Annotated in this window: 23 protein-coding genes; 3 read left to right on the forward strand and 20 right to left on the reverse strand. The window is 54.3% G+C overall.

Going from position 1 to position 16,806, the window contains the following annotated elements:
• From fliQ to fliF, 12 genes are all read right to left on the reverse strand, one after another.
• The gene (fliQ, locus tag ACZRKO_RS05590; protein ID WP_140469842.1) at window positions 1-270 is read right to left on the reverse strand and encodes a flagellar biosynthesis protein FliQ; all 270 of its coding nucleotides are present in this window, start codon (window positions 268-270) and stop codon (window positions 1-3) included.
• Window positions 271-468: 198 nt separating this feature from the next.
• Window positions 469-1,215 (reverse strand): flagellar type III secretion system pore protein FliP, encoded by a 747-nt coding sequence (gene fliP, locus ACZRKO_RS05595; RefSeq protein ID WP_463736234.1) that lies wholly within the window; start codon window positions 1,213-1,215, stop codon window positions 469-471.
• Window positions 1,212-1,667 carry a flagellar biosynthetic protein FliO gene (fliO, locus tag ACZRKO_RS05600; protein ID WP_463736235.1) on the reverse strand — a complete coding sequence of 152 codons (456 nt, stop codon included), beginning with the start codon at window positions 1,665-1,667 and terminating at the stop codon, window positions 1,212-1,214. The genes fliP and fliO overlap by 4 nt, the downstream gene beginning before the upstream one ends.
• Entirely contained in the window at window positions 1,667-2,086 is a 420-nt protein-coding gene (fliN, locus tag ACZRKO_RS05605) for a flagellar motor switch protein FliN (RefSeq protein ID WP_463736236.1), read from the reverse strand. The genes fliO and fliN overlap by 1 nt, the downstream gene beginning before the upstream one ends.
• Window positions 2,079-3,089: a flagellar motor switch protein FliM gene (gene fliM / locus ACZRKO_RS05610; protein ID WP_463736237.1), complete on the reverse strand. Its 1,011-nt coding sequence runs from the start codon at window positions 3,087-3,089 to the stop codon at window positions 2,079-2,081. Before fliM ends, fliN begins: the two co-directional genes overlap by 8 nt.
• Before the next feature lie 7 nt (window positions 3,090-3,096).
• On the reverse strand, window positions 3,097-3,591 hold the full coding sequence (gene fliL, locus ACZRKO_RS05615) for a flagellar basal body-associated protein FliL (protein ID WP_463736238.1): 495 nt from the start codon (window positions 3,589-3,591) through the stop codon (window positions 3,097-3,099).
• Between the two features lie 125 nt (window positions 3,592-3,716).
• Window positions 3,717-5,063 carry a flagellar hook-length control protein FliK gene (locus tag ACZRKO_RS05620; RefSeq protein ID WP_463736239.1) on the reverse strand — a complete coding sequence of 449 codons (1,347 nt, stop codon included), beginning with the start codon at window positions 5,061-5,063 and terminating at the stop codon, window positions 3,717-3,719.
• Window positions 5,063-5,506: a flagellar export protein FliJ gene (gene fliJ / locus ACZRKO_RS05625; protein ID WP_463736240.1), complete on the reverse strand. Its 444-nt coding sequence runs from the start codon at window positions 5,504-5,506 to the stop codon at window positions 5,063-5,065. The genes ACZRKO_RS05620 and fliJ overlap by 1 nt, the downstream gene beginning before the upstream one ends.
• 17 nt (window positions 5,507-5,523) lie before the next feature.
• Window positions 5,524-6,888 (reverse strand): flagellar protein export ATPase FliI, encoded by a 1,365-nt coding sequence (gene fliI, locus ACZRKO_RS05630; RefSeq protein WP_463736241.1) that lies wholly within the window; start codon window positions 6,886-6,888, stop codon window positions 5,524-5,526.
• Window positions 6,888-7,661 carry a flagellar assembly protein FliH gene (gene fliH / locus ACZRKO_RS05635; protein WP_463736242.1) on the reverse strand — a complete coding sequence of 258 codons (774 nt, stop codon included), beginning with the start codon at window positions 7,659-7,661 and terminating at the stop codon, window positions 6,888-6,890. Before fliH ends, fliI begins: the two co-directional genes overlap by 1 nt.
• Window positions 7,654-8,646 (reverse strand): flagellar motor switch protein FliG, encoded by a 993-nt coding sequence (gene fliG, locus ACZRKO_RS05640; protein ID WP_463736243.1) that lies wholly within the window; start codon window positions 8,644-8,646, stop codon window positions 7,654-7,656. Before fliG ends, fliH begins: the two co-directional genes overlap by 8 nt.
• Window positions 8,643-10,358: a flagellar basal-body MS-ring/collar protein FliF gene (fliF, locus tag ACZRKO_RS05645; protein ID WP_463736244.1), complete on the reverse strand. Its 1,716-nt coding sequence runs from the start codon at window positions 10,356-10,358 to the stop codon at window positions 8,643-8,645. The genes fliG and fliF overlap by 4 nt, the downstream gene beginning before the upstream one ends.
• A 333-nt stretch (window positions 10,359-10,691) precedes the next feature.
• On the opposite strand from fliF, the gene fliE reads away from it, so the two are divergent.
• Window positions 10,692-11,006: a flagellar hook-basal body complex protein FliE gene (gene fliE, locus ACZRKO_RS05650; RefSeq protein WP_463736245.1), complete on the forward strand. Its 315-nt coding sequence runs from the start codon at window positions 10,692-10,694 to the stop codon at window positions 11,004-11,006.
• A gap of 6 nt (window positions 11,007-11,012) precedes the next feature.
• Here fliE and ACZRKO_RS05655 read toward each other — a convergent pair whose 3' ends face one another.
• Window positions 11,013-11,213, reverse strand: coding sequence for a DUF7736 domain-containing protein (locus tag ACZRKO_RS05655; RefSeq protein WP_463736246.1), 201 nt, complete (start codon window positions 11,211-11,213; stop codon window positions 11,013-11,015).
• 82 nt (window positions 11,214-11,295) lie between these two features.
• Between ACZRKO_RS05655 and ACZRKO_RS05660 the strand changes: the two genes are divergently transcribed.
• The gene (locus ACZRKO_RS05660) at window positions 11,296-11,568 is read left to right on the forward strand and encodes a hypothetical protein (protein ID WP_463736247.1); all 273 of its coding nucleotides are present in this window, start codon (window positions 11,296-11,298) and stop codon (window positions 11,566-11,568) included.
• 70 nt (window positions 11,569-11,638) lie between these two features.
• On the opposite strand, the gene ACZRKO_RS05665 is transcribed toward ACZRKO_RS05660, so the two are convergent.
• Both ACZRKO_RS05665 and ACZRKO_RS05670 read right to left on the reverse strand, forming a co-directional pair.
• Window positions 11,639-11,923, reverse strand: coding sequence for a hypothetical protein (locus ACZRKO_RS05665; RefSeq protein ID WP_463736248.1), 285 nt, complete (start codon window positions 11,921-11,923; stop codon window positions 11,639-11,641).
• A 200-nt stretch (window positions 11,924-12,123) separates the two neighbouring features.
• Window positions 12,124-12,645: a DUF1003 domain-containing protein gene (locus tag ACZRKO_RS05670; RefSeq protein ID WP_463736249.1), complete on the reverse strand. Its 522-nt coding sequence runs from the start codon at window positions 12,643-12,645 to the stop codon at window positions 12,124-12,126.
• 225 nt (window positions 12,646-12,870) lie between these two features.
• Between ACZRKO_RS05670 and ACZRKO_RS05675 the strand changes: the two genes are divergently transcribed.
• Window positions 12,871-13,029 carry a YqaE/Pmp3 family membrane protein gene (locus tag ACZRKO_RS05675; protein ID WP_463736250.1) on the forward strand — a complete coding sequence of 53 codons (159 nt, stop codon included), beginning with the start codon at window positions 12,871-12,873 and terminating at the stop codon, window positions 13,027-13,029.
• Between the two features lie 69 nt (window positions 13,030-13,098).
• Here ACZRKO_RS05675 and ACZRKO_RS05680 read toward each other — a convergent pair whose 3' ends face one another.
• The 5 genes from ACZRKO_RS05680 to fliD all read right to left on the reverse strand — a co-directional run bounded on the left by ACZRKO_RS05680 (window position 13,099) and on the right by fliD (window position 16,694).
• A complete protein-coding gene (locus ACZRKO_RS05680) occupies window positions 13,099-13,275 on the reverse strand; it encodes a GhoT/OrtT family toxin (RefSeq protein WP_463736251.1) in 177 nt (58 codons plus the stop codon).
• A gap of 170 nt (window positions 13,276-13,445) precedes the next feature.
• On the reverse strand, window positions 13,446-14,267 hold the full coding sequence (locus ACZRKO_RS05685; RefSeq protein ID WP_463736252.1) for a helix-turn-helix transcriptional regulator: 822 nt from the start codon (window positions 14,265-14,267) through the stop codon (window positions 13,446-13,448).
• A 209-nt stretch (window positions 14,268-14,476) separates the two neighbouring features.
• A complete protein-coding gene (gene fliT, locus ACZRKO_RS05690; protein WP_463736253.1) occupies window positions 14,477-14,839 on the reverse strand; it encodes a flagella biosynthesis regulatory protein FliT in 363 nt (120 codons plus the stop codon).
• The gene (fliS, locus tag ACZRKO_RS05695) at window positions 14,814-15,251 is read right to left on the reverse strand and encodes a flagellar export chaperone FliS (protein WP_463736254.1); all 438 of its coding nucleotides are present in this window, start codon (window positions 15,249-15,251) and stop codon (window positions 14,814-14,816) included. Before fliS ends, fliT begins: the two co-directional genes overlap by 26 nt.
• Window positions 15,252-15,263: 12 nt before the next feature.
• Entirely contained in the window at window positions 15,264-16,694 is a 1,431-nt protein-coding gene (gene fliD / locus ACZRKO_RS05700) for a flagellar filament capping protein FliD (RefSeq protein WP_463736255.1), read from the reverse strand.
• Window positions 16,695-16,806 lie beyond the last annotated feature (112 nt).

Below are 16,806 nucleotides of genomic sequence, written 5' to 3' on the forward strand. Positions count from 1 at the left end.
TTAGCCGATAATATAGGGCAGGCTGGTAAACAGGGTACGCATGTAGTCCAGCAACAGGTTCAGCATCCACGGACCGGCGATAACGATAGTCGCGACCACGGCCAAGATCTTCGGGATGAACGACAGCGTCTGTTCGTTGATCTGCGTTGCCGCCTGTAACAGACTGACGATAAGGCCGGTAACCAGCGCGGCTAAAAGCAGGGGCGCTGCCACGGCCAACGCTATCTTCATTGCCTGGTTGCCCAGCGCCATTACCGATTCAGGAGTCATAGTATTCTCTTAAATATTAATCTGCTTGGGCTAGCTTACTTGCCATTTTGAATCCGGGCAGTGCTCGGAATCCTCACGTACTTATGTACGCTCCGGTTCCTCCGCGCTGGCCGTTTTCAAACTGGCTGCGATGCTGACGCCCATCAAGTCGACACGAAGGTAGAACCATCGATTCGTGCGGTCGAGCGCGAAAAATTTTTAACTGTAGAAGCTTTGCGCCAGCGAACCGAGCAGGAGCTGCCAACCATCGACTAAGACAAACAGCATCAGCTTAAAGGGCAGTGAGATGGTGGCGGGCGGGACCATCATCATCCCTAATGCCATCAGCACGCTGGCGACCACCAGATCGATGATCATAAAAGGAATAAAAACAGTGAAGCCGATCTGGAAGGCGGTTTTCAGTTCGCTGGTGACGTAGGCCGGCAACAGAATGCGCATCGGCACCGCTTCCGGACCCGCCAGCGGCGGCAAATTGGCTAAACGGGCGTACAGGGCCAGATCGCTTTCGCGGGTCTGGCGCAACATGAACTGGCGCAACGGCTCTGCACCTTTGTCCATCGCCACCTGCATACTGATCTTATCTTCACTGAAGGGTTGATAGGCATCGGTGTAGATTTTATCGAACACCGGTGACATCACGAAAAAGGTCAGGAACAGCGCCAGACCGAGCATGACCTGGTTCGGCGGTGCGGACGGCGTACCGAGCGCATTTCGCAACAGCCCGAGCACAATAATGATGCGGGTAAAGCTGGTACACATCAGCAGCATCGCGGGCAGTAACGTCAGCGTGGTGATAAACACCAGCGTCTGTACCGGCAAAGACCAGCTCTGGGTGCCGTTGGACAGCTGCTGGCTGATGATACCCGGAAGTTGCGCGAAAGCCGCAGGGCTGGCCAGTAGCAGCACCGGCAACAGCCAGCGCAAAGAAGATTTCAGCGAGCTCATGCCTTGTTTCCCGGACGTTTTAAGACTTTCTTCAACAACTGACCGAAGTCAACCGGTTTAAGTGACGTTGTCACGTCATCCGTGATCATCAGCGCGGGCGGTGCGCTCAGCGTATGCAGCGGGGTGATTTGGTGAGAGGTCACACCGAGCACCAGCCAGGCCTTATTCGCGTCATCACTGCCCACTTCCACCACGACCACTTTTTCACCGCGACCCACCTGACAGCTGGCCGTCACTTTCAGCAGCTTGTTATTCCTGGACTGCGGCGCAAAACCGGTACGTTTGGCAACCCAGCCGATAAACAAAATCAGCAGCAAAATACCGCCCAGCACGCTGCTGACCTGCGTCAGTACCGTACTGGTGGGCATCGCCGGGGCGGCCTGCTGCACGGCAGCATGTGGCACCGACGGCGTCAGGTAGGGGGAATCCGGATTTGCGGCAGTGTTGCTCATTAACGGCTCAGACGACGCATACGTTCGGATGGCGTGATGATATCGGTAATGCGTACGCCGTATTTATCGGCCACGACGACCACTTCACCCTGAGCAATCAGATAGCCGTTGATCAGGATATCCAGCGGTTCACCCGCCAGCCCGTCCAGCGCCACCACGGAACCCTGCGACAGACGCAGCAGCTCTTTGATGGTCATTTTGGTACGGCCTAATTCAACGGTCAGTTTGACGGGGATATCGAGGATCATATCGATATCTTGCAGACTGCCGCTGCCTTCCTGGGCGCCCAGCGCAGCGAACACGCCGTCGGTGGACGCTTTTTCATTGCCGCCTGCCGCCTGCTGTTCGTTAAAGGCATCAGCCCATAAATCGTCAACGTTTTCTGATCCGCTGTCAGACGGTTTATTGGTGTCACTCATGGGGCTGTTCCTCATCCAGGGAATTCAAAATTGGGTTAATCAAATGTTCAACGCGAAGGGCGTACTGATCGTTGAGGGTGCCATATTTACTGGTCAGTACCGGAACGCCGTCGACGTGCGCAATCAGACGGTCCGGTTTCTCAATCGGCAGAACGTCACCGGGTTGCAGCTTGAGGATTTGCGACAAGCGCAGCGGAATATCGACAAAGTTTGCCACCAGTTCAAGCTGGGAGTGCTTGACCTGATGTACCAAATTTTCGCGCCACTGGCTCTCTTCGTTACGCGAGTTCTCAACTGGTGGGTTGGTCAGCAGTTCACGTATCGGCTCAATCATGCTAAACGGAATACAGATGTTGAAATCGCCGCTCAGTGCGCCAATTTCCACATGGAACGGCGTCGTCACCACGATGTCATTCGGCGACGACGTAATATTGGTGAACTTCACCTGCAACTCGGCGCGGACGTACTCCACGCTGAGTTTGTACACTGCGCTCCACGCATCTTCGTAGGCGTCGAGCGCCAGCGTCAGCATACGTTTAATCACGCGCTGTTCGGTATGCGTAAACTCGCGGCCTTCGACTTTCGTCGGGAAACGACCGTCTCCGCCAAACAGGTTATCCACGGCGATAAACACCAGACTTGGCGCAAACACAAACAGCGCCGAACCGCGCAGCGGTTTCAGGTGGATCACGTTCAGGTTGGTTGGCACCGGCAGGTTGCGGGCAAAATCATGGTACGGCTGGATTTTAATCGGGCCGACGGTGATGTCCGGGCTGCGGCGCAACAGGTTGAACAAACCCATGCGGAAGTGACGGGCGAAGCGCTCGTTAATAATTTCCAGCGCCTGCAACCGCTCACGAACCACGCGTCGCTGGGTGGTGGGGTCAAAAGGTTTTACACCGTCGTCAGTTTTACCCGCGGTGGTGTCGACCTCCTGCGCATTGTCGCTGTCGCCGTTAAGCAGCGCGTCAATTTCCGCCTGTGAAAGAATGCTGTCGGCCATAATTTGATTATCGCAGTATGAAAGCGGTGAAAAGCACGTCGCTGATCAGCAGGTTAGGCTGACCTTTGACAAAAGGAGTCGTCAGAACTTGTTTGATTTCAGCGATCAGTTGCTGTTTGCCGCTCTCGCTCACTAAGTCATCGCTTTTCTGGCGCGACAACAGCATCAGTAAACGGCTGCGGACTTCAGGCAGATACTCACTCAGCGCCGCGCGGTTTTTCTCATCCGGGAGGCGCAGGGTCAGACCGATGTACAGCACACGATCGGGGTTGTTATCGGCGTTTTGCAGATTCACGGTAAAGGTGTCAAGCGCCAGGAAGATCGGCGGAGCCGGAGGGATCTCTTTTTTTACCTGAGCCGTGCCCGGTGCGGCAGGCTGATTATGCAACATCCACCATGCGTAGCCAGCTGCGGCGCAGGCGGCAAGGGCCACCAGAACCAGCAGAATAATCAGCATCGGGCGTTTACTTTTACGCTTGGTCGAAATAGCAGAGTCAGACATGGGTGAAAAAAATTCCTGTTAATTTAACTTCTGTTGAGGATTATCCCGCGTATCCCGGCTTTCAATAGTCGGAATAGGCGGGGTAAATGCACGCAGATCACGGCTTAAGAATATTTCGCTTAAGGTCAGGCGAAAATATCGACACCGCTTTTACCGTTAGCCAATTGCTGAAGCGAGGCTGGAACCGGCAGGGCATCGCTGGCAGAGACCGCGCCGGTGTCGTTAAACGCAGCCCAGCTGGCGGCATTACCTTGTGACGAACCTGACTGCTGGCCGGATTGTTGCGAACCCTGCTGCCACTGTGAAGTATCGCTGGCAACGTTGCTCTGGGTGAGGTTAATACCACTGTCGGCCAGCGAAGTACGCAACTGAGGCATCGCTGCTTCCAGCGCCGCACGCACGCCGCTGTGGCCTGAGACAAAGTGCATCTGCGCCTGACCGTCTTCAATCTTCATGCTGATTTGAATTGAGCCCAGATCCTGCGGATGCAATCGCAGTTCCGCTGTCTGCAGTCCCTGACGGTTGAACATCATCACCTGCTGGCCTAACTGTTGCTGCCACTCCGGGCTGCCGAGCTGGGCGTTCAGTTGGGGAACGCTAGGGGCAGTGACCAGCGACGTGGTGATCGGCGTACTGGAAACGGCGGTTGCCGGGGCTGCCATCGCTGCGCTGTTCACCTGAGTCAGCGTCTGCATCAGGCTGCCGTTGTCACTGCTTTTCTGCTGGCTGTCCGGTTGCAGGGCGGTGCCGGTCGCGGCAGTCATCGCCGCCAGTGCAGTAGTAAAGTCGGAAGCATTGCTGTTTTTGCTGCTGACCGCCGGGGGGCTGACGGCGGACTTGCTGTCGGTCACGGCAGTTTTGTGGTCAGCCGTTTTATCATCCCTGGCAAGCAGTGATTTAGCATCACCGCTCAGGCTTTGCAGCAGGGCCGATTTCTCCTTGCTGTCGCCCGTCTGGGTCAGCGTGGCGCCCTGAACCGCGGCGGCGGTAACCGGTTGCTGGACCGGTTGGGCAGCCAGCATGGCGAACAGCGCCTGCACCGGCAGGGCGCTGGTGTCTTCAGCTTTGCCATCAATGGCGTCATCTTTGTCGCCGCTGATAAGATTTTTCAGTACGTTGAGGTCGGCCGTTTTCAGACTGCTGTCTGGCAGGTTCTGAACGGCAGTCATCACCTGCTTAAGTTGGGTCTGGTCGAGCAGCGACAGCGTACCCGCTTTAGCACCGGCGTTAATGGCCTGTGCCAGCGTGTTGTTATCGATGGCCGGGTCTTTACTGCTCAGTTGTTTTGCCAGCTGGCCAGTCGGCACACCGGTTTTGGCACCGAGCTGGGCTTCCAGCTGAGTGGCAAAATCGCCCGAAGCCGCGCTCTCTGTGTCGGACAGGGCGCTGCTGTCGGTGGCACTGGCTGTTTTATTGCTGGTGGCTGCGGGTTTGGCTGACGTCACGGCAGCGGGCACGATATTCATATTCATCACTGTTTTTTCCTGTGTGTGCCGCGCTGGGCGAACTCATCCGTCTGTTTCTGATCAAGCCGGTTTTCCTGCTGGCGTTGCTGCTCGCTGGCCCGGCTTTGCAGTGTCTGATAGGCATTGAGGCGTTGCTGTTTATCCTGCCACTGGTTAACGGCGGCATCCAGACGCTGGTTCCACTGCAACAACTGCTGGCGGTGCTGGTCGATAGCCACTTCCAGCGTGGTAATAAACTGCTGGTAGTTTTGCCAGGTGTTCGCAGCGATCCCGGCCGTCATGGTGGTATTGAGCTTCTGCCGGTACTCGTTCTGATAATTGAGTAACATCGACAGCTGTTCCTGTGCCTGATTGTGCGACTGCCGGATCTGGCCCAGATGATTGGTGGCCTGATCCAGCGCCTTTTGGGCCAGCGAACAAAGAGTGACTAATGGTGATGAGCTTTCCATATACAGTCCTCAGATAATTAACTGGGTAACATCATTTTCAGTTGCAGACAGGCGTCTTCATAGGCGCTGCGCTCCATGATGTCCTGCTGCAAAAAATCTTCCATTTGCGGGTAAAGCCGGATAGCACGGTCGAGCAGCGGATCGCTGCCTGCGGCATAGGCGCCCACGCTGACCAGATCGCGGTTGCGCTGATAGCTTGACAGCAATTGTTTAAAATCACGCACGCGGCTGTATTGGGCGTCATCAATCAGCGACGTCATGGCACGGCTGATTGAGGCTTCGATATCAATGGCCGGATAGTGTCCGGACTCCGCTAAACGGCGCGACAGCACCACGTGGCCGTCGAGAATGGCGCGGGCGGAGTCGGCAATCGGGTCCTGCTGGTCGTCGCCTTCGGTCAGTACGGTATAGAAAGCGGTGATCGAACCGCCGCCGCTGATACCGTTACCGGCGCGTTCAACCAGTGCGGGCAGTTTGGCAAACACGGAAGGCGGGTAGCCTTTGGTGGCCGGTGGCTCACCGATAGCCAGCGCGATCTCACGCTGGGCCATGGCGTAGCGGGTCAGGGAGTCCATGATCAGCAACACATGCTGACCGCGGTCGCGGAAATCTTCGGCAATGCGCGTGGCGTAAGCGGCACCCTGCATACGCAGCAGCGGCGAGACGTCAGCGGGCGCGGCGATCACCACCGCGCGGGCGCGACCTTCGTCACCCAGAATGTTTTCGATGAAATCTTTTACTTCACGGCCACGTTCACCGATCAGTCCAACCACAATCACATCAGCCTGCGTGTAGCGTGCCATCATGCCGAGCAGGACGGATTTACCGACGCCCGAACCGGCGAACAGACCCATACGCTGGCCGCGACCGACGGTCAGCAGGGCGTTGATGGCGCGCACGCCGACGTCAAGTACGTCGGTGATAGGCGTACGTTGCAGCGGGTTAAAGGGCGGCGTGATAAGCGCCGCGCGATAACCGGTATCCGGCGGCGGCAGGCCATCGAGCGGTTTAGCGCTGCCGTCGAGCACGCGGCCCAGTAATTGCGGGCCTAGGGGCAATTGTTTGCTGGCGGTATGACCTTCCGGCGAGATGCGCGCATACACGCGGGCGCCAGGCAGCACACCTTCCACTTCTTCGAGCGGCATTAAAAACAGATGCTGGCCGTTAAACCCGACGACTTCACTTTCCACTTCCTGCACGTTGTTGCCGTCATGGCGTTCAATCAGACAGGTGGCGCCGAGCGGCAATTGCAGGCCGGTGGCTTCAAGTACCAACCCGGTTGCGCGGGTCAGGCGGCCGTAACGGCGCAGCGCAGGCGTGCGCTCCATGCGTTTTTCGGCATCATCGAGCGTTTTAAGCAGGCGGCTGAGACGGGCGGTCATCAGAGATCACCCGGTGCTGCAAGGCGGCACAGTTCGTGCCAGCGGGTCGCCAGCGAGGCGTCCATGTCGCCATCTTCCGCGCTGACTTTACAACCGCCCGCGTGGATCTGGTTGTCAGCCAGCAGACGCCAGCCGTGCAGGCTTAATGTGACGCCCAGTTGCTGCTCAACCCGTTCAAAATCGGCCGGGTTAACGCGCAGCTGCGGTTTGCCTTTGAACATCGGCTCCTGCGAAATGAGCTGCTGAATCTGGTTAAGCAGAGCAGAGCCGTCACAAATCGGCGGCTGTCCGAGCACCTGCTTGGCGGCAGTCAATGCCATCTGCATCAGACGTGAGGCGATCACGCTGTCCAGCGCATCCAGCGTTTGCTGGAAATCGGTCACCATATGCTGCCAGTGTTCCGTCAGTACGGCCTGCTGTTGCTGAGCTTCCTGCACGCCCTGCAACTGTCCGGCTTCCTGACCGGCTTGAAAACCAGCCTGATAACCCTGTTGCTGACCGGCGTCATAGCCTTCTTTATGACCCTGTTGCTGCGCCTGCATTTGCAAACGAACCAGTTCGTTGTGGTCAACCTGCTCCTGAGGAAGATCGTCTTGGCTTTCGACCTCATCTTCAGGAAACAGCGGTTCTATTGGCGTCTTATAGGTCGGTGTATTCAGGTCATTGAGCTTCCACGGCTGCCATGGCAGGGCGTTGAGCATTTCGGCCTTCTTCTCGGCGGTGCTTTTCTTTGGCTCAGCCGGTTTATCTTGTGGCGTCAGGGCATCAGACATAGGAATCCTCGCCTCCACCAATCATCATTTCGCCAGATTCGGCCAGACGACGAACGGTTTGCAGGATGGCTTTCTGTTCGTTTTCCACCAGAGACATACGCATCGGACCGCGGTTTGCCAGGTCGTCGCGCAGAATATCGGCAGCGCGTTGCGACATGTTGCGCAGGAACTTCTCGCGCAGCGGCGCGTCGGCCCCTTTCAGTGCAATAAGCAGCGCTTCGCCTTCGATTTCCTGCAACAGGCGCTGGATACTGCGGTCGTCGACATCCACCAGATTTTCGAACAGGAACATCTCGTCGATAATTTTCTGTGCCAGTTCGCCGTCGTAACCGCGCATGGCTTCGATAACCGCTTCTTCCTGCTGGGTTTTCATCAGGTTGATGATCTCCGCGGCAGTACGAACACCGCCCATCTTCGCGCGCTTGAGGTTTTGGCCGTCGAGCAGGTTGTTGAGCACTTCGGTCAGCTCTGCCAGTGCCGCTGGCTGGACACCGCCAAAGGTGGCGATACGCAGCATCACATCGTTGCGCTGACGCTCGTCGAACAGGGCCAGAATATCGGCAGCCTGACCGCGTTTGAGGTGAACGAGGATGGTGGCGATGATCTGCGGATGTTCGTCGCGGATAAGATCAGCGGCAATCACCGGTTCCATAAAGTTGAGCGTTTCCATGCCGCTGGTGGTTTCGCGCGACTCGAGAATGTCTTCCAGCAGGCTGGCCGCACGCTCTTCGCCGAGCGCTTTGGTCAGCACCGAACGCAGGTACTCGCTGGTGTTGACGCTCAGCGCTGCGTACTGCTCGGACTCATCTTCAAATTCGCCCAGCACTTCGCTCAGCTGTTTATTGGAGATTTGATGGATGTTGGCCATCGCGGCGCTGATTTGCTGAACTTCGCGTGGGTTGAGGTGCTTGAACACCTCCACCGCGCGGTCTTCACCCAGCGTGACCATCAGGATGGCGCTTTTCTCAGTTCCAGTCATTGTCATGGTTGTTCGGTACTCATCCATTGGCGGATAACCAGGGCGACGATACGAGGATCTTTATCGGCCAGCTCCTGAACACGTTGGGTCTGCACTTCGACACTGACACGTTGTTGTGAACGTTTACGCTTCGCCAGCTCGTCATTGGAGAGTTTGACTATCGGGCTGCCGTCGGATGGCGGCGCAGAAGCAGCCACATTGGCAGCGGCCACGGCATCGCGGTCAGCCTGCTGTTTTTGCAACAGAGGGCGAACCATTTTGCGCCACAACAGCCAGGCAACAATCAGCACCAGCAACCAGCGACCGGCATTCAGCAACTGGTCAAAGAAGGCAGGGGACTTCCAGAATGGCTGGGCAGTGGCGTCATCAACCGTTTCATTAAATGGCGTGTTTACCACGTTCAGCGTGTCACCGCGTTCGGCAGAGAAGCCCATCGCTTCGCGCACCAGTGAGTCAACCTGCTTAAGCTGTTCATCGGTCAGTGGTTTGGATTTACCGTCCACGCCCGGCTGATAGTTAACCACTACCGCGGCCGACAGACGCTGTACGCCACCGGCGCTGTGCTGGGTATGGGTAATGGTGCGATCCAGCTCGTAGTTAGTGGTTTCATCGCGACGGTTGCTGCTCGGACCGCTCGGGGCTGTCGTACGGCTTGCCGCATTATTCTGTGCGGTGTTTTGCTGACCGGCCGCAGCGTTAGGGTTGTTGACGTTGGCCGTCGCGTTAGTGATCGGCGCCGTCGCCGGAGCGGTTGGCTGGTTGCTCAGCGCGCCCGGTACGCCGCCAATGCCTGAACCGCCCATCTGGTCGTTAGTGCTCAGTTGGCGGGAACGCACAGCGGCTTTATCCGCTGAACCGTTTGGCTGGTAATTTTCGTCAGTCTGCTCGCGGACGGCGTAGTCAATCTGCGCGGTGATTTGCGCATGCACGTTGCCGTTACCGACTACCGGCTGAAGGATGGCTTCGATACGGCGTTGCAGGCGGCCTTCAACTTCGTTGGCGTATTTCAGCTGTGCGGCATTCAGGTCACGCCCGTTGTTGTCTGACTGGGTCAGCAGATGACCGCTCTGGTCGACTACGGTCACGTTGGCAGGAGGCAGGCCGGAGACGCTGCTCGATACCATATAAACGATGGCATTGATCTGGCCGTCATCCAACGCGCGGCCCGATTGCAAATTCAGGGTCACAGACGCCGACGGGTTTTTCTGCTCACGGACAAACAGGGAAGGTTTCGGGATAGCCAGATGAACGCGGGCCGTTTGTACCGGTCCCAGGGTTTCAATCGTGCGGGAGAGTTCACCTTCCAGTGCGCGCTGGTAGTTGATCTGTTCGCTGAACTGACTGATACCGAACTTCTCCTGATCCATCAGTTCAAAACCGACTGCACCACCTTTCGGCAGACCGGCAGAAGCCAGTTTCAGACGGGTTTCATAGACTTTATCAGCAGGGATCAGAATGGCACCGCCGTTATCAGAGAACTGATACGGAATGTTCATCTGCGTCAGCTGTGTAACGATCGCACCACCGTCTTTATCATTGAGATTGCTAAACAGTACGCGATAGGTTGGCGCTTTGGCCCACAACATCATCACAACGACAATCGCCAGTGCGGCCGCAGCGGCGATGGCAAGAGGTATTTTCGGATTAGCACGCAGTCGATTAATAAACGCAGTCATTCCGTTTTCAGAAGTGTCAGCGCCGGCTAATGCGGAACTCATAGCAAATCCCTGTTCAGCGGTTGAACGGCGATATTCGTATTGTGTCGTAACCGATCGTGTCGTAACAAAACGGACTCCCAGATGCGCAAACCTGTCGGGGTGATCTCAACAGGCATTAAATTTTTTTTCGTTCCTCTCAGGCAACACAAGAGAAACCTGATTTTTCAGGTAAGCCATTATTTGCCTCCTTATGCAAAGTTAATGGGCCGATAAGCCATGGTTTTTGCGGTCAATTAGGGCGTTTAGGGTAAATCCTATGTGATAGGGTGTCGGCCTGTGAGTGGGATTTTGATTTATGTCGAATGCGTTACAGCAGCTAAAACTGAGGAATTTATGGCAATTCAAGGCATTGAGAGTGTTTTGCAGCAATTACAGGCCACGGCGTTGCAGGCGGGGATGAAGCAACCGGTAGAACCTTTACAGGAAGCGGGCTTTGCCAGTGAAATGAAAGCGGCGTTGGGCAAAATCAGTGAGACGCAAAACACCGCCAAATTGCAGGCGCAAAAGTTCGAACTGGGCGTTCCCGGTGTCGGCCTCAATGATGTGATGGTTGATATGCAAAAATCAGGCATCTCGCTGCAACTGGGTATTCAGGTACGCAACAAGCTGGTAGCGGCCTATCAGGAAGTGATGAATATGCAGGTGTAGGAAAACTTACTCCGGCATCAGCGCATTAAAATCTTCTTCGTACAGGGCTTTGCACTCGGCGATAAACTCGGGGTAGCCCAGTTCTGAGGTCTGAACTTCGCGGCCCAGACGGGATTCTAAATCAGTGTGGAACCACTCGAACTCGCCGTGCAAAATGCCGGTAAAACCGGTGAGGATCACGCACTGTTGGTGGGTCAGCTTAATCATGGGATTTCCTGGTTACCTTTAAGGCAGGTGGCGTTGAAGTGTTCTATCCTCTTATTAATCATCCCGAAAAACAAGGAAACGTATGATGAACGAGGATATCTTTGAGCAGGCGCCGCTCCCCATGCTTACGCGCTTTCAGGTCGGTGATAAAGTGAAACTGCTGACCTTTCCCGTCGGTGTTGAACCCGCAAGTTATCAGTTGGATGTTGCTATCCGCCGCATCATGGACGGCGAGTTTGAAGGGGAGATACTTCGCGTCTCACCCCTCGGTCGGGTTTCAACGACTCACCGGCATTTTGAAATTGGCGGCTTTGTGGAATTTCACGCCGCGAATATCCAGGGGATGGCCGGTTAATTCCCCCGCCTCCTGAAATGACAAACCCCGCTACGGGCGGGGTTATTTAACGGTAAGATACGCTTTTCATTCACATCATCGGCTTGACGTTCTTGTGGATCACCAAATGGGTGAGTTCATCCACCGGAATTTCCGGACAGACCCCGCAATAACCGACCAGATACCAGTTGCCGTCTGCACATTTTTCCGGGCAGACCTTGTAACGCTCATTTTGCACGCCATAAATTTCTGAATCCGCCCGGGCTTTTTCCAGACGGTTATCTCCCCAGAAATACAGCGAAAACTGATGGCATTCATCGACATGTTTCTGTCCATGGCGACTCCCGCCAAGAAGCAAATAATGGTATTCAGACATTATTCCTCCTACTCCTTAATGATGGGGGACAAAGTAGCCGGAGAGCCGCTGGCTGCAAGGTTTCCGGTTGCTCTAAATTATAGGGCAGGGGAAAAATCTCAGGAGGGACAAAGGCTGAAGTGTGACGGCTATCACTTTATGGCGGCACGGTATCCGGGTGAATTTACCCCGGACATCGTGCAAAAAGAGCGGTTTGGAGATCAGGATTCCAGCATTTTTTTATGCACTTGCGAGGTCAGCGTTTCAATGCGTTCAGTGAGTTGCTTGGTCATATTGGTCAGTTCAGTATTTTGCTTCAGCAGCTCAATCATCTGCTCTGCATGTTGGGCTGCCATTTCCTGACGTTGTTCGTTGGCCACGGCCAGCTCTTCACGGTGCTGTGCATCGGCATCCGCATGGGCTTTGTCCCGCTCAGCCTGACGGGTTTGCGCCAGCAGGATCAGCGGTGCGGCATAGGCGGCCTGCAGACTGAAGGCAAGATTCAGTAAAATGAACGGGTAGACGTCAAATTTAACGATGCCAGCGACGTTAAGGAAAATCCAGACGGCTACAATCACCGTTTGCCCACCCAGAAAAAGTGGGGTACCGAAAAAACGCGCAAAGGCTTCAGCTTTCAGGGCAAACCAGCTTTCGCCAAAGGTTGGGGTCAGGTGGGAATGTTTATGGTGGAAGCGGAACGGGTCGCGTTTTTTAGGGGGTGTTTCAGGGTTGTGAGTTGGCATAGGGGATCCCGGTAAAGTGAAGGACGCGGAGCTGATAGGAAGGCCCCATTTCGGATCACTCATTATTCACACTATTGTCCCAGATATCGGCATTATATTTTGTATCTGCCATTCACACTTCTTTCCGAAAAACGCTTTTCACGATTTGTCTGATTGTCCGGTCACACTTTTTTGACTAAATTTCTCTAAAGCATCAAATAATTAATCATCAAAAAGGAGAGCGTTATGGGCTTTTGGAGAGTATTAATCACCATTCTTATCCCTCCGCTGGGTGTGCTTATCGGCAATGGTTTAGGCTTACAATTCCTGCTGAACATCGTGCTGACCCTATGTGGTTACCTGCCTGGTCTTATCCACGCATTCTGGATCCAGACCCGCAAATAAAGGGCATTTCGACATATTACGAGATACAGCCCGGCCCAGGTGCCGGGTTTTTACTGCGGTTTTAGCCGACTAGAACAGTGAAAACAGCAGGACGACCGGAAAGCTCATTGGCCAGGTAAAACCAATGATCCCTGAGGTCAGTAAGCGGATTTTGAACGTACCACGACTCATCAACAGCGTGAAAACGACAGCAAGGGCTAAACCACCCCAATAAATTGTTTTAATCACTTCCCACCAAACGTGCACAACAGACCCCTGAACCGGCAAAATAAAAGCAGGGCACATTGTATGGCGTTAACATTTGGTAATCAATTAATGCGTGCGGTTTGTCACATTCTTACAATGTTCACAACTGAGATGCATAAGCCAACCCTTCTATAACGCCACGGTGATCTTTATCTCCACATTTAACGTTATTACAACGGTCGCAAATGACCGCGAATCGAGGTGGGGGCGAAACCAAAACGTTTGCGGAAACGCTCTGCAAACCGCGAACTGCTCTCATAGCCGACCTGATGAGCAATATTGGAAATGGCCAGATCGGTGCATTGCAGCAGGCGCAGCGCGTAAGTCATGCGCACATCGATCATCAGATTGCGCAGCACGCTGTTTTCCGTTGCCAGTCTGCGGCGCAGCATGACTTCATTCATCATCAGCTGTTCGGCGACTTCTGCAGCGGTAAACGATTTATGCAGATTATTCACCAACAGGTCGCGCACCTGCTGGGTTACGGTTTCAATCGGCTGGCGGGAATAACTGATACCGAGCTGCGACAACCACAGCAGTTGTTCAATCATCCGGTGACGCGCAATCGTCGGCGGCAGGCTTTTATGCCACAGCATGGAGTGGTGGGTATCGGTAAACGATTGCTGGAACGCCGGGGGAACATGCGGAATGACCCGGATATCTTCGACTTTACTCAATGCCCCATCAAAGGGTGAGGCGTGCAGACGCACATCGCTGAACAGCGAGCTATCCCAGCTCATGATGGCACAGCTAAATACGCCGTTTTCTGACAGGGAGTTGGTAATACTCAGGGTGTGCCCGCTATTTACCGCCAGCATTTCACCGCTGTTGACGCGGGTTTCCTGCAAACCGTGGCGAATAAGGGAATGACCCTGCTGAATAAAAATAAGTTCGGGTTTATCGACAAAAATATTACTGGTAAGTAACTCACTGTGCTGTATGAGCAATGAGGACGTTCCGATCCCTGGTGACACTTTAATTTTACGTACCATCGTGAGTTTGCCCGAAGCAGCACATCATATTGCCGGTGTGATCCAGAGGGTGACTTTCCATGGACTGGTGCCGGTATTCCGCCGGTTAAAACGATATTAGAGAGGGCGACAGAGAAAAGAAACCGCGTAACGGTGACTTATTCTCTGTCTCTGAAGTCTTTAATATACACAAGAAATAATACAAAGGGGTAATAAAGGTCTTAACGTATTTATTGCTGGTCGCGTAATGCGATGGCTCTGTTGGTAAAACGCCCATAGGTCGTATTGACCTCCTGCTGTTTTACGGACTGGCCGATGAGTTCGGCCAGCTTATTCATCCGTGATTGCAAAAGAGTTTTAATTTGAGTTTCGTTGTCCAAAATGCGACGCAAATGTGCACGAATCAAATTCTGAACGGCCGCTGAGATCTCTTCAGAAAGAGGCAACTTTGTCGTTGCCTCAACCGCTTTCAGATAGCTGACTTCCAGTTCAACCAAATCATCCCATTTTTCGTCTTTCGCCAGCGTCAGCATGTGCTCGCTGAGCGTCAGGATCAGCTGATATTCTTTAACCAGGTACTGATGTCGATCCATTGTATTGGTCCTGCGAGGGGTGATAGTTAGGGCCGATTTGCCGCCAGGCATCGGCTATATTTTCCAGCAGCACCATCACTTCGGTGATCGCCTGCTGATCGTTATGTAAATTGGCATGTAATAAGCGGCGAACCATGTAGGAATAAAGCGCTTCCAGGTTATCGACGAGTGCCGGGTCCCCTTTTTCACGGCTCAGACCGGCAATTAATCCGTTATCGATAATATTGATGGCTTTAGACAGCGCATTACCCTTGCCGGAAATATCGCCTTGTTGCATAAAAATACCTGCGCGGATAAGGGCGCTGCGCGCCCCGTCAAATAGCATTACGACAAGCTGATGCGGAGAAGCGCTCATGACAGCGCTTTCCAGACCAATTTGTGCATAAGCCTTCGCGCCAGAGTTGTGGTACATATTCAGTCCTTATTAACTCGCGCTGGTAGAGGCAAATTGCTGGGTCAAATAGCTTCCGGTGTTGGTCAGTTTATTAACCAGCACGGATAAGTTCGTAAATTGCGTTTTGTAGTTCGCCAGATTGAGGTTAATGCTGGCGGTGGTTTTGGTCATCTGGTCAGACAGATTCTTCAGCGACTTATTAATTCCGTCTTCGGCTGACTGAATGGTGCCGTTATTGGAGTCCAGCATCTTGGTCAGCATGTTAGTCGCCTGCGTGCCGAAACCGGTGGTTTTCCCATCGCCAGCAAAGAACTGAACCACACTGGTCGGTTTAGTCGTCAGCGCTTTGTTGAGCTTCGTACTGTCTACCTGCAGCTTGCCGTTGATATCCTGAGTGATGCCCAGACTTGCCAGTGTGGCGTAATCACTGTTTGGCTGGGCGGATGAAATCTGACCACGCAACTGAGTAGAAATGGTACGTACTGTGCCGTCACCGAACAGGGCACCGTTGCTGGAGTTTTGTGTATCAGCACCCTTGTCCACGGCGGTATAGGCGGTCTGGCTGGCGATGGTGGTTTGCAGCGAGTTATAGGCATCCACATAGTTTTGAATCGCCTTGGTCATCGCGGTACTGTCGCGGGTTACTGTCAGCTTTTCCGGGCCAGTATTGCTGGTGTTCGCGTTGGTCACGGAATTCAGATTCAGCGTCAGGCCATCCAGCGCATCCGTTACGGTGTTGCTGCTGCGGGTGATTTCCAGATTATTGACGGTGAATTTGGCATCCTGCGCCGGTGTGGTGACTTTCATGCCGTTGGTGCTGGCGGTCGCGTCATAACCCACGATGCTGTTCAGGGCATTATCACCGGAGACACTGACCGTCATGGCATTCGCAGTACCGGAATCGTTCGCTGTCAGCGCCAGGTAGTAGCTGTTGTCATCGGCTTTCACCACGCTTGCGCTCACACCCGCCTGCTTGGCGTTGATGGCATCGCGGATACCGTTCAAGCTGGTCTGGTCGTCAGTCAGGGGGATAGTGACCGGATCTTTACCGCTCTGAGCGATGGTTATCGAGCGGTTAGCGGCACCGGTGGTACCGAGTGCGGCTTTGGGGTCTGTCTGCACGCCAGATAACAAGGACTGCGACTGGGCTAACTGAGTCACGTTAATATTGTAAGAACCCGCCGGGGCCGAGGTGTTGGCCGTCAGGGTCGCAGTAAAGGAGCTGTTGGTGCTGGCAACCGCGGTTCCTGCAATCTGACCGGCATTTTGCAGCGCGGTGCTGGCGGTTTTCAGTTTATCCAGAGACGTTTGCAAAATACTGAATGAGGTCAGCTTGGCTTTATAAGAGGTTTGCTGAGTGGTCAGCGGCGTCATGCGCGCATTTTCTGCCGTTGTCAGTGAATCCATTAAGCTGCTGAGGTCAAGCGTGGTACCGGCGCCGAGGGAGCTTACACTAGCCATTTGTTATTCCTTAAAGAGAAGTTTGTTACCAGTGTTATCGGCAAGATTGTCACGAAGTTTATACCGGGTTTGTAAAGTTTTATGGCAAGAATAGCTGCGCATATTAGGGGTA

Source organism: Ewingella sp. C233, assembly GCF_055407225.1.

Excerpts from the sequence above, each read along its gene's own strand:
- fliM (WP_463736237.1), bottom strand. The coding sequence starts at position 3,089 with ATGGCCGACAGCATTCTTTCACAGGCGGAAATTGACGCGCTGCTTAAC.
- fliQ (WP_140469842.1), bottom strand. The coding sequence starts at position 270 with ATGACTCCTGAATCGGTAATGGCGCTGGGCAACCAGGCAATGAAGATA.
- fliH (WP_463736242.1), bottom strand. The coding sequence starts at position 7,661 with ATGTCTGATGCCCTGACGCCACAAGATAAACCGGCTGAGCCAAAGAAA.
- fliG (WP_463736243.1), bottom strand. The coding sequence starts at position 8,646 with ATGACAATGACTGGAACTGAGAAAAGCGCCATCCTGATGGTCACGCTG.
- fliP (WP_463736234.1), bottom strand. The coding sequence starts at position 1,215 with ATGAGCTCGCTGAAATCTTCTTTGCGCTGGCTGTTGCCGGTGCTGCTA.
- fliJ (WP_463736240.1), bottom strand. The coding sequence starts at position 5,506 with ATGGAAAGCTCATCACCATTAGTCACTCTTTGTTCGCTGGCCCAAAAG.
- fliS (WP_463736254.1), bottom strand. The coding sequence starts at position 15,251 with ATGTACCACAACTCTGGCGCGAAGGCTTATGCACAAATTGGTCTGGAA.
- ACZRKO_RS05660 (WP_463736247.1), top strand. The coding sequence starts at position 11,296 with ATGATGAACGAGGATATCTTTGAGCAGGCGCCGCTCCCCATGCTTACG.
- fliN (WP_463736236.1), bottom strand. The coding sequence starts at position 2,086 with ATGAGTGACACCAATAAACCGTCTGACAGCGGATCAGAAAACGTTGAC.
- ACZRKO_RS05670 (WP_463736249.1), bottom strand. The coding sequence starts at position 12,645 with ATGCCAACTCACAACCCTGAAACACCCCCTAAAAAACGCGACCCGTTC.
- fliL (WP_463736238.1), bottom strand. The coding sequence starts at position 3,591 with ATGTCTGACTCTGCTATTTCGACCAAGCGTAAAAGTAAACGCCCGATG.
- ACZRKO_RS05675 (WP_463736250.1), top strand. The coding sequence starts at position 12,871 with ATGGGCTTTTGGAGAGTATTAATCACCATTCTTATCCCTCCGCTGGGT.
- ACZRKO_RS05620 (WP_463736239.1), bottom strand. The coding sequence starts at position 5,063 with ATGAATATGAATATCGTGCCCGCTGCCGTGACGTCAGCCAAACCCGCA.
- fliI (WP_463736241.1), bottom strand. The coding sequence starts at position 6,888 with ATGACCGCCCGTCTCAGCCGCCTGCTTAAAACGCTCGATGATGCCGAA.
- fliF (WP_463736244.1), bottom strand. The coding sequence starts at position 10,358 with ATGAGTTCCGCATTAGCCGGCGCTGACACTTCTGAAAACGGAATGACT.
- fliD (WP_463736255.1), bottom strand. The coding sequence starts at position 16,694 with ATGGCTAGTGTAAGCTCCCTCGGCGCCGGTACCACGCTTGACCTCAGC.
- ACZRKO_RS05655 (WP_463736246.1), bottom strand. The coding sequence starts at position 11,213 with ATGATTAAGCTGACCCACCAACAGTGCGTGATCCTCACCGGTTTTACC.
- fliT (WP_463736253.1), bottom strand. The coding sequence starts at position 14,839 with ATGGATCGACATCAGTACCTGGTTAAAGAATATCAGCTGATCCTGACG.
- fliO (WP_463736235.1), bottom strand. The coding sequence starts at position 1,667 with ATGAGCAACACTGCCGCAAATCCGGATTCCCCCTACCTGACGCCGTCG.
- fliE (WP_463736245.1), top strand. The coding sequence starts at position 10,692 with ATGGCAATTCAAGGCATTGAGAGTGTTTTGCAGCAATTACAGGCCACG.
- ACZRKO_RS05685 (WP_463736252.1), bottom strand. The coding sequence starts at position 14,267 with ATGGTACGTAAAATTAAAGTGTCACCAGGGATCGGAACGTCCTCATTG.
- ACZRKO_RS05665 (WP_463736248.1), bottom strand. The coding sequence starts at position 11,923 with ATGTCTGAATACCATTATTTGCTTCTTGGCGGGAGTCGCCATGGACAG.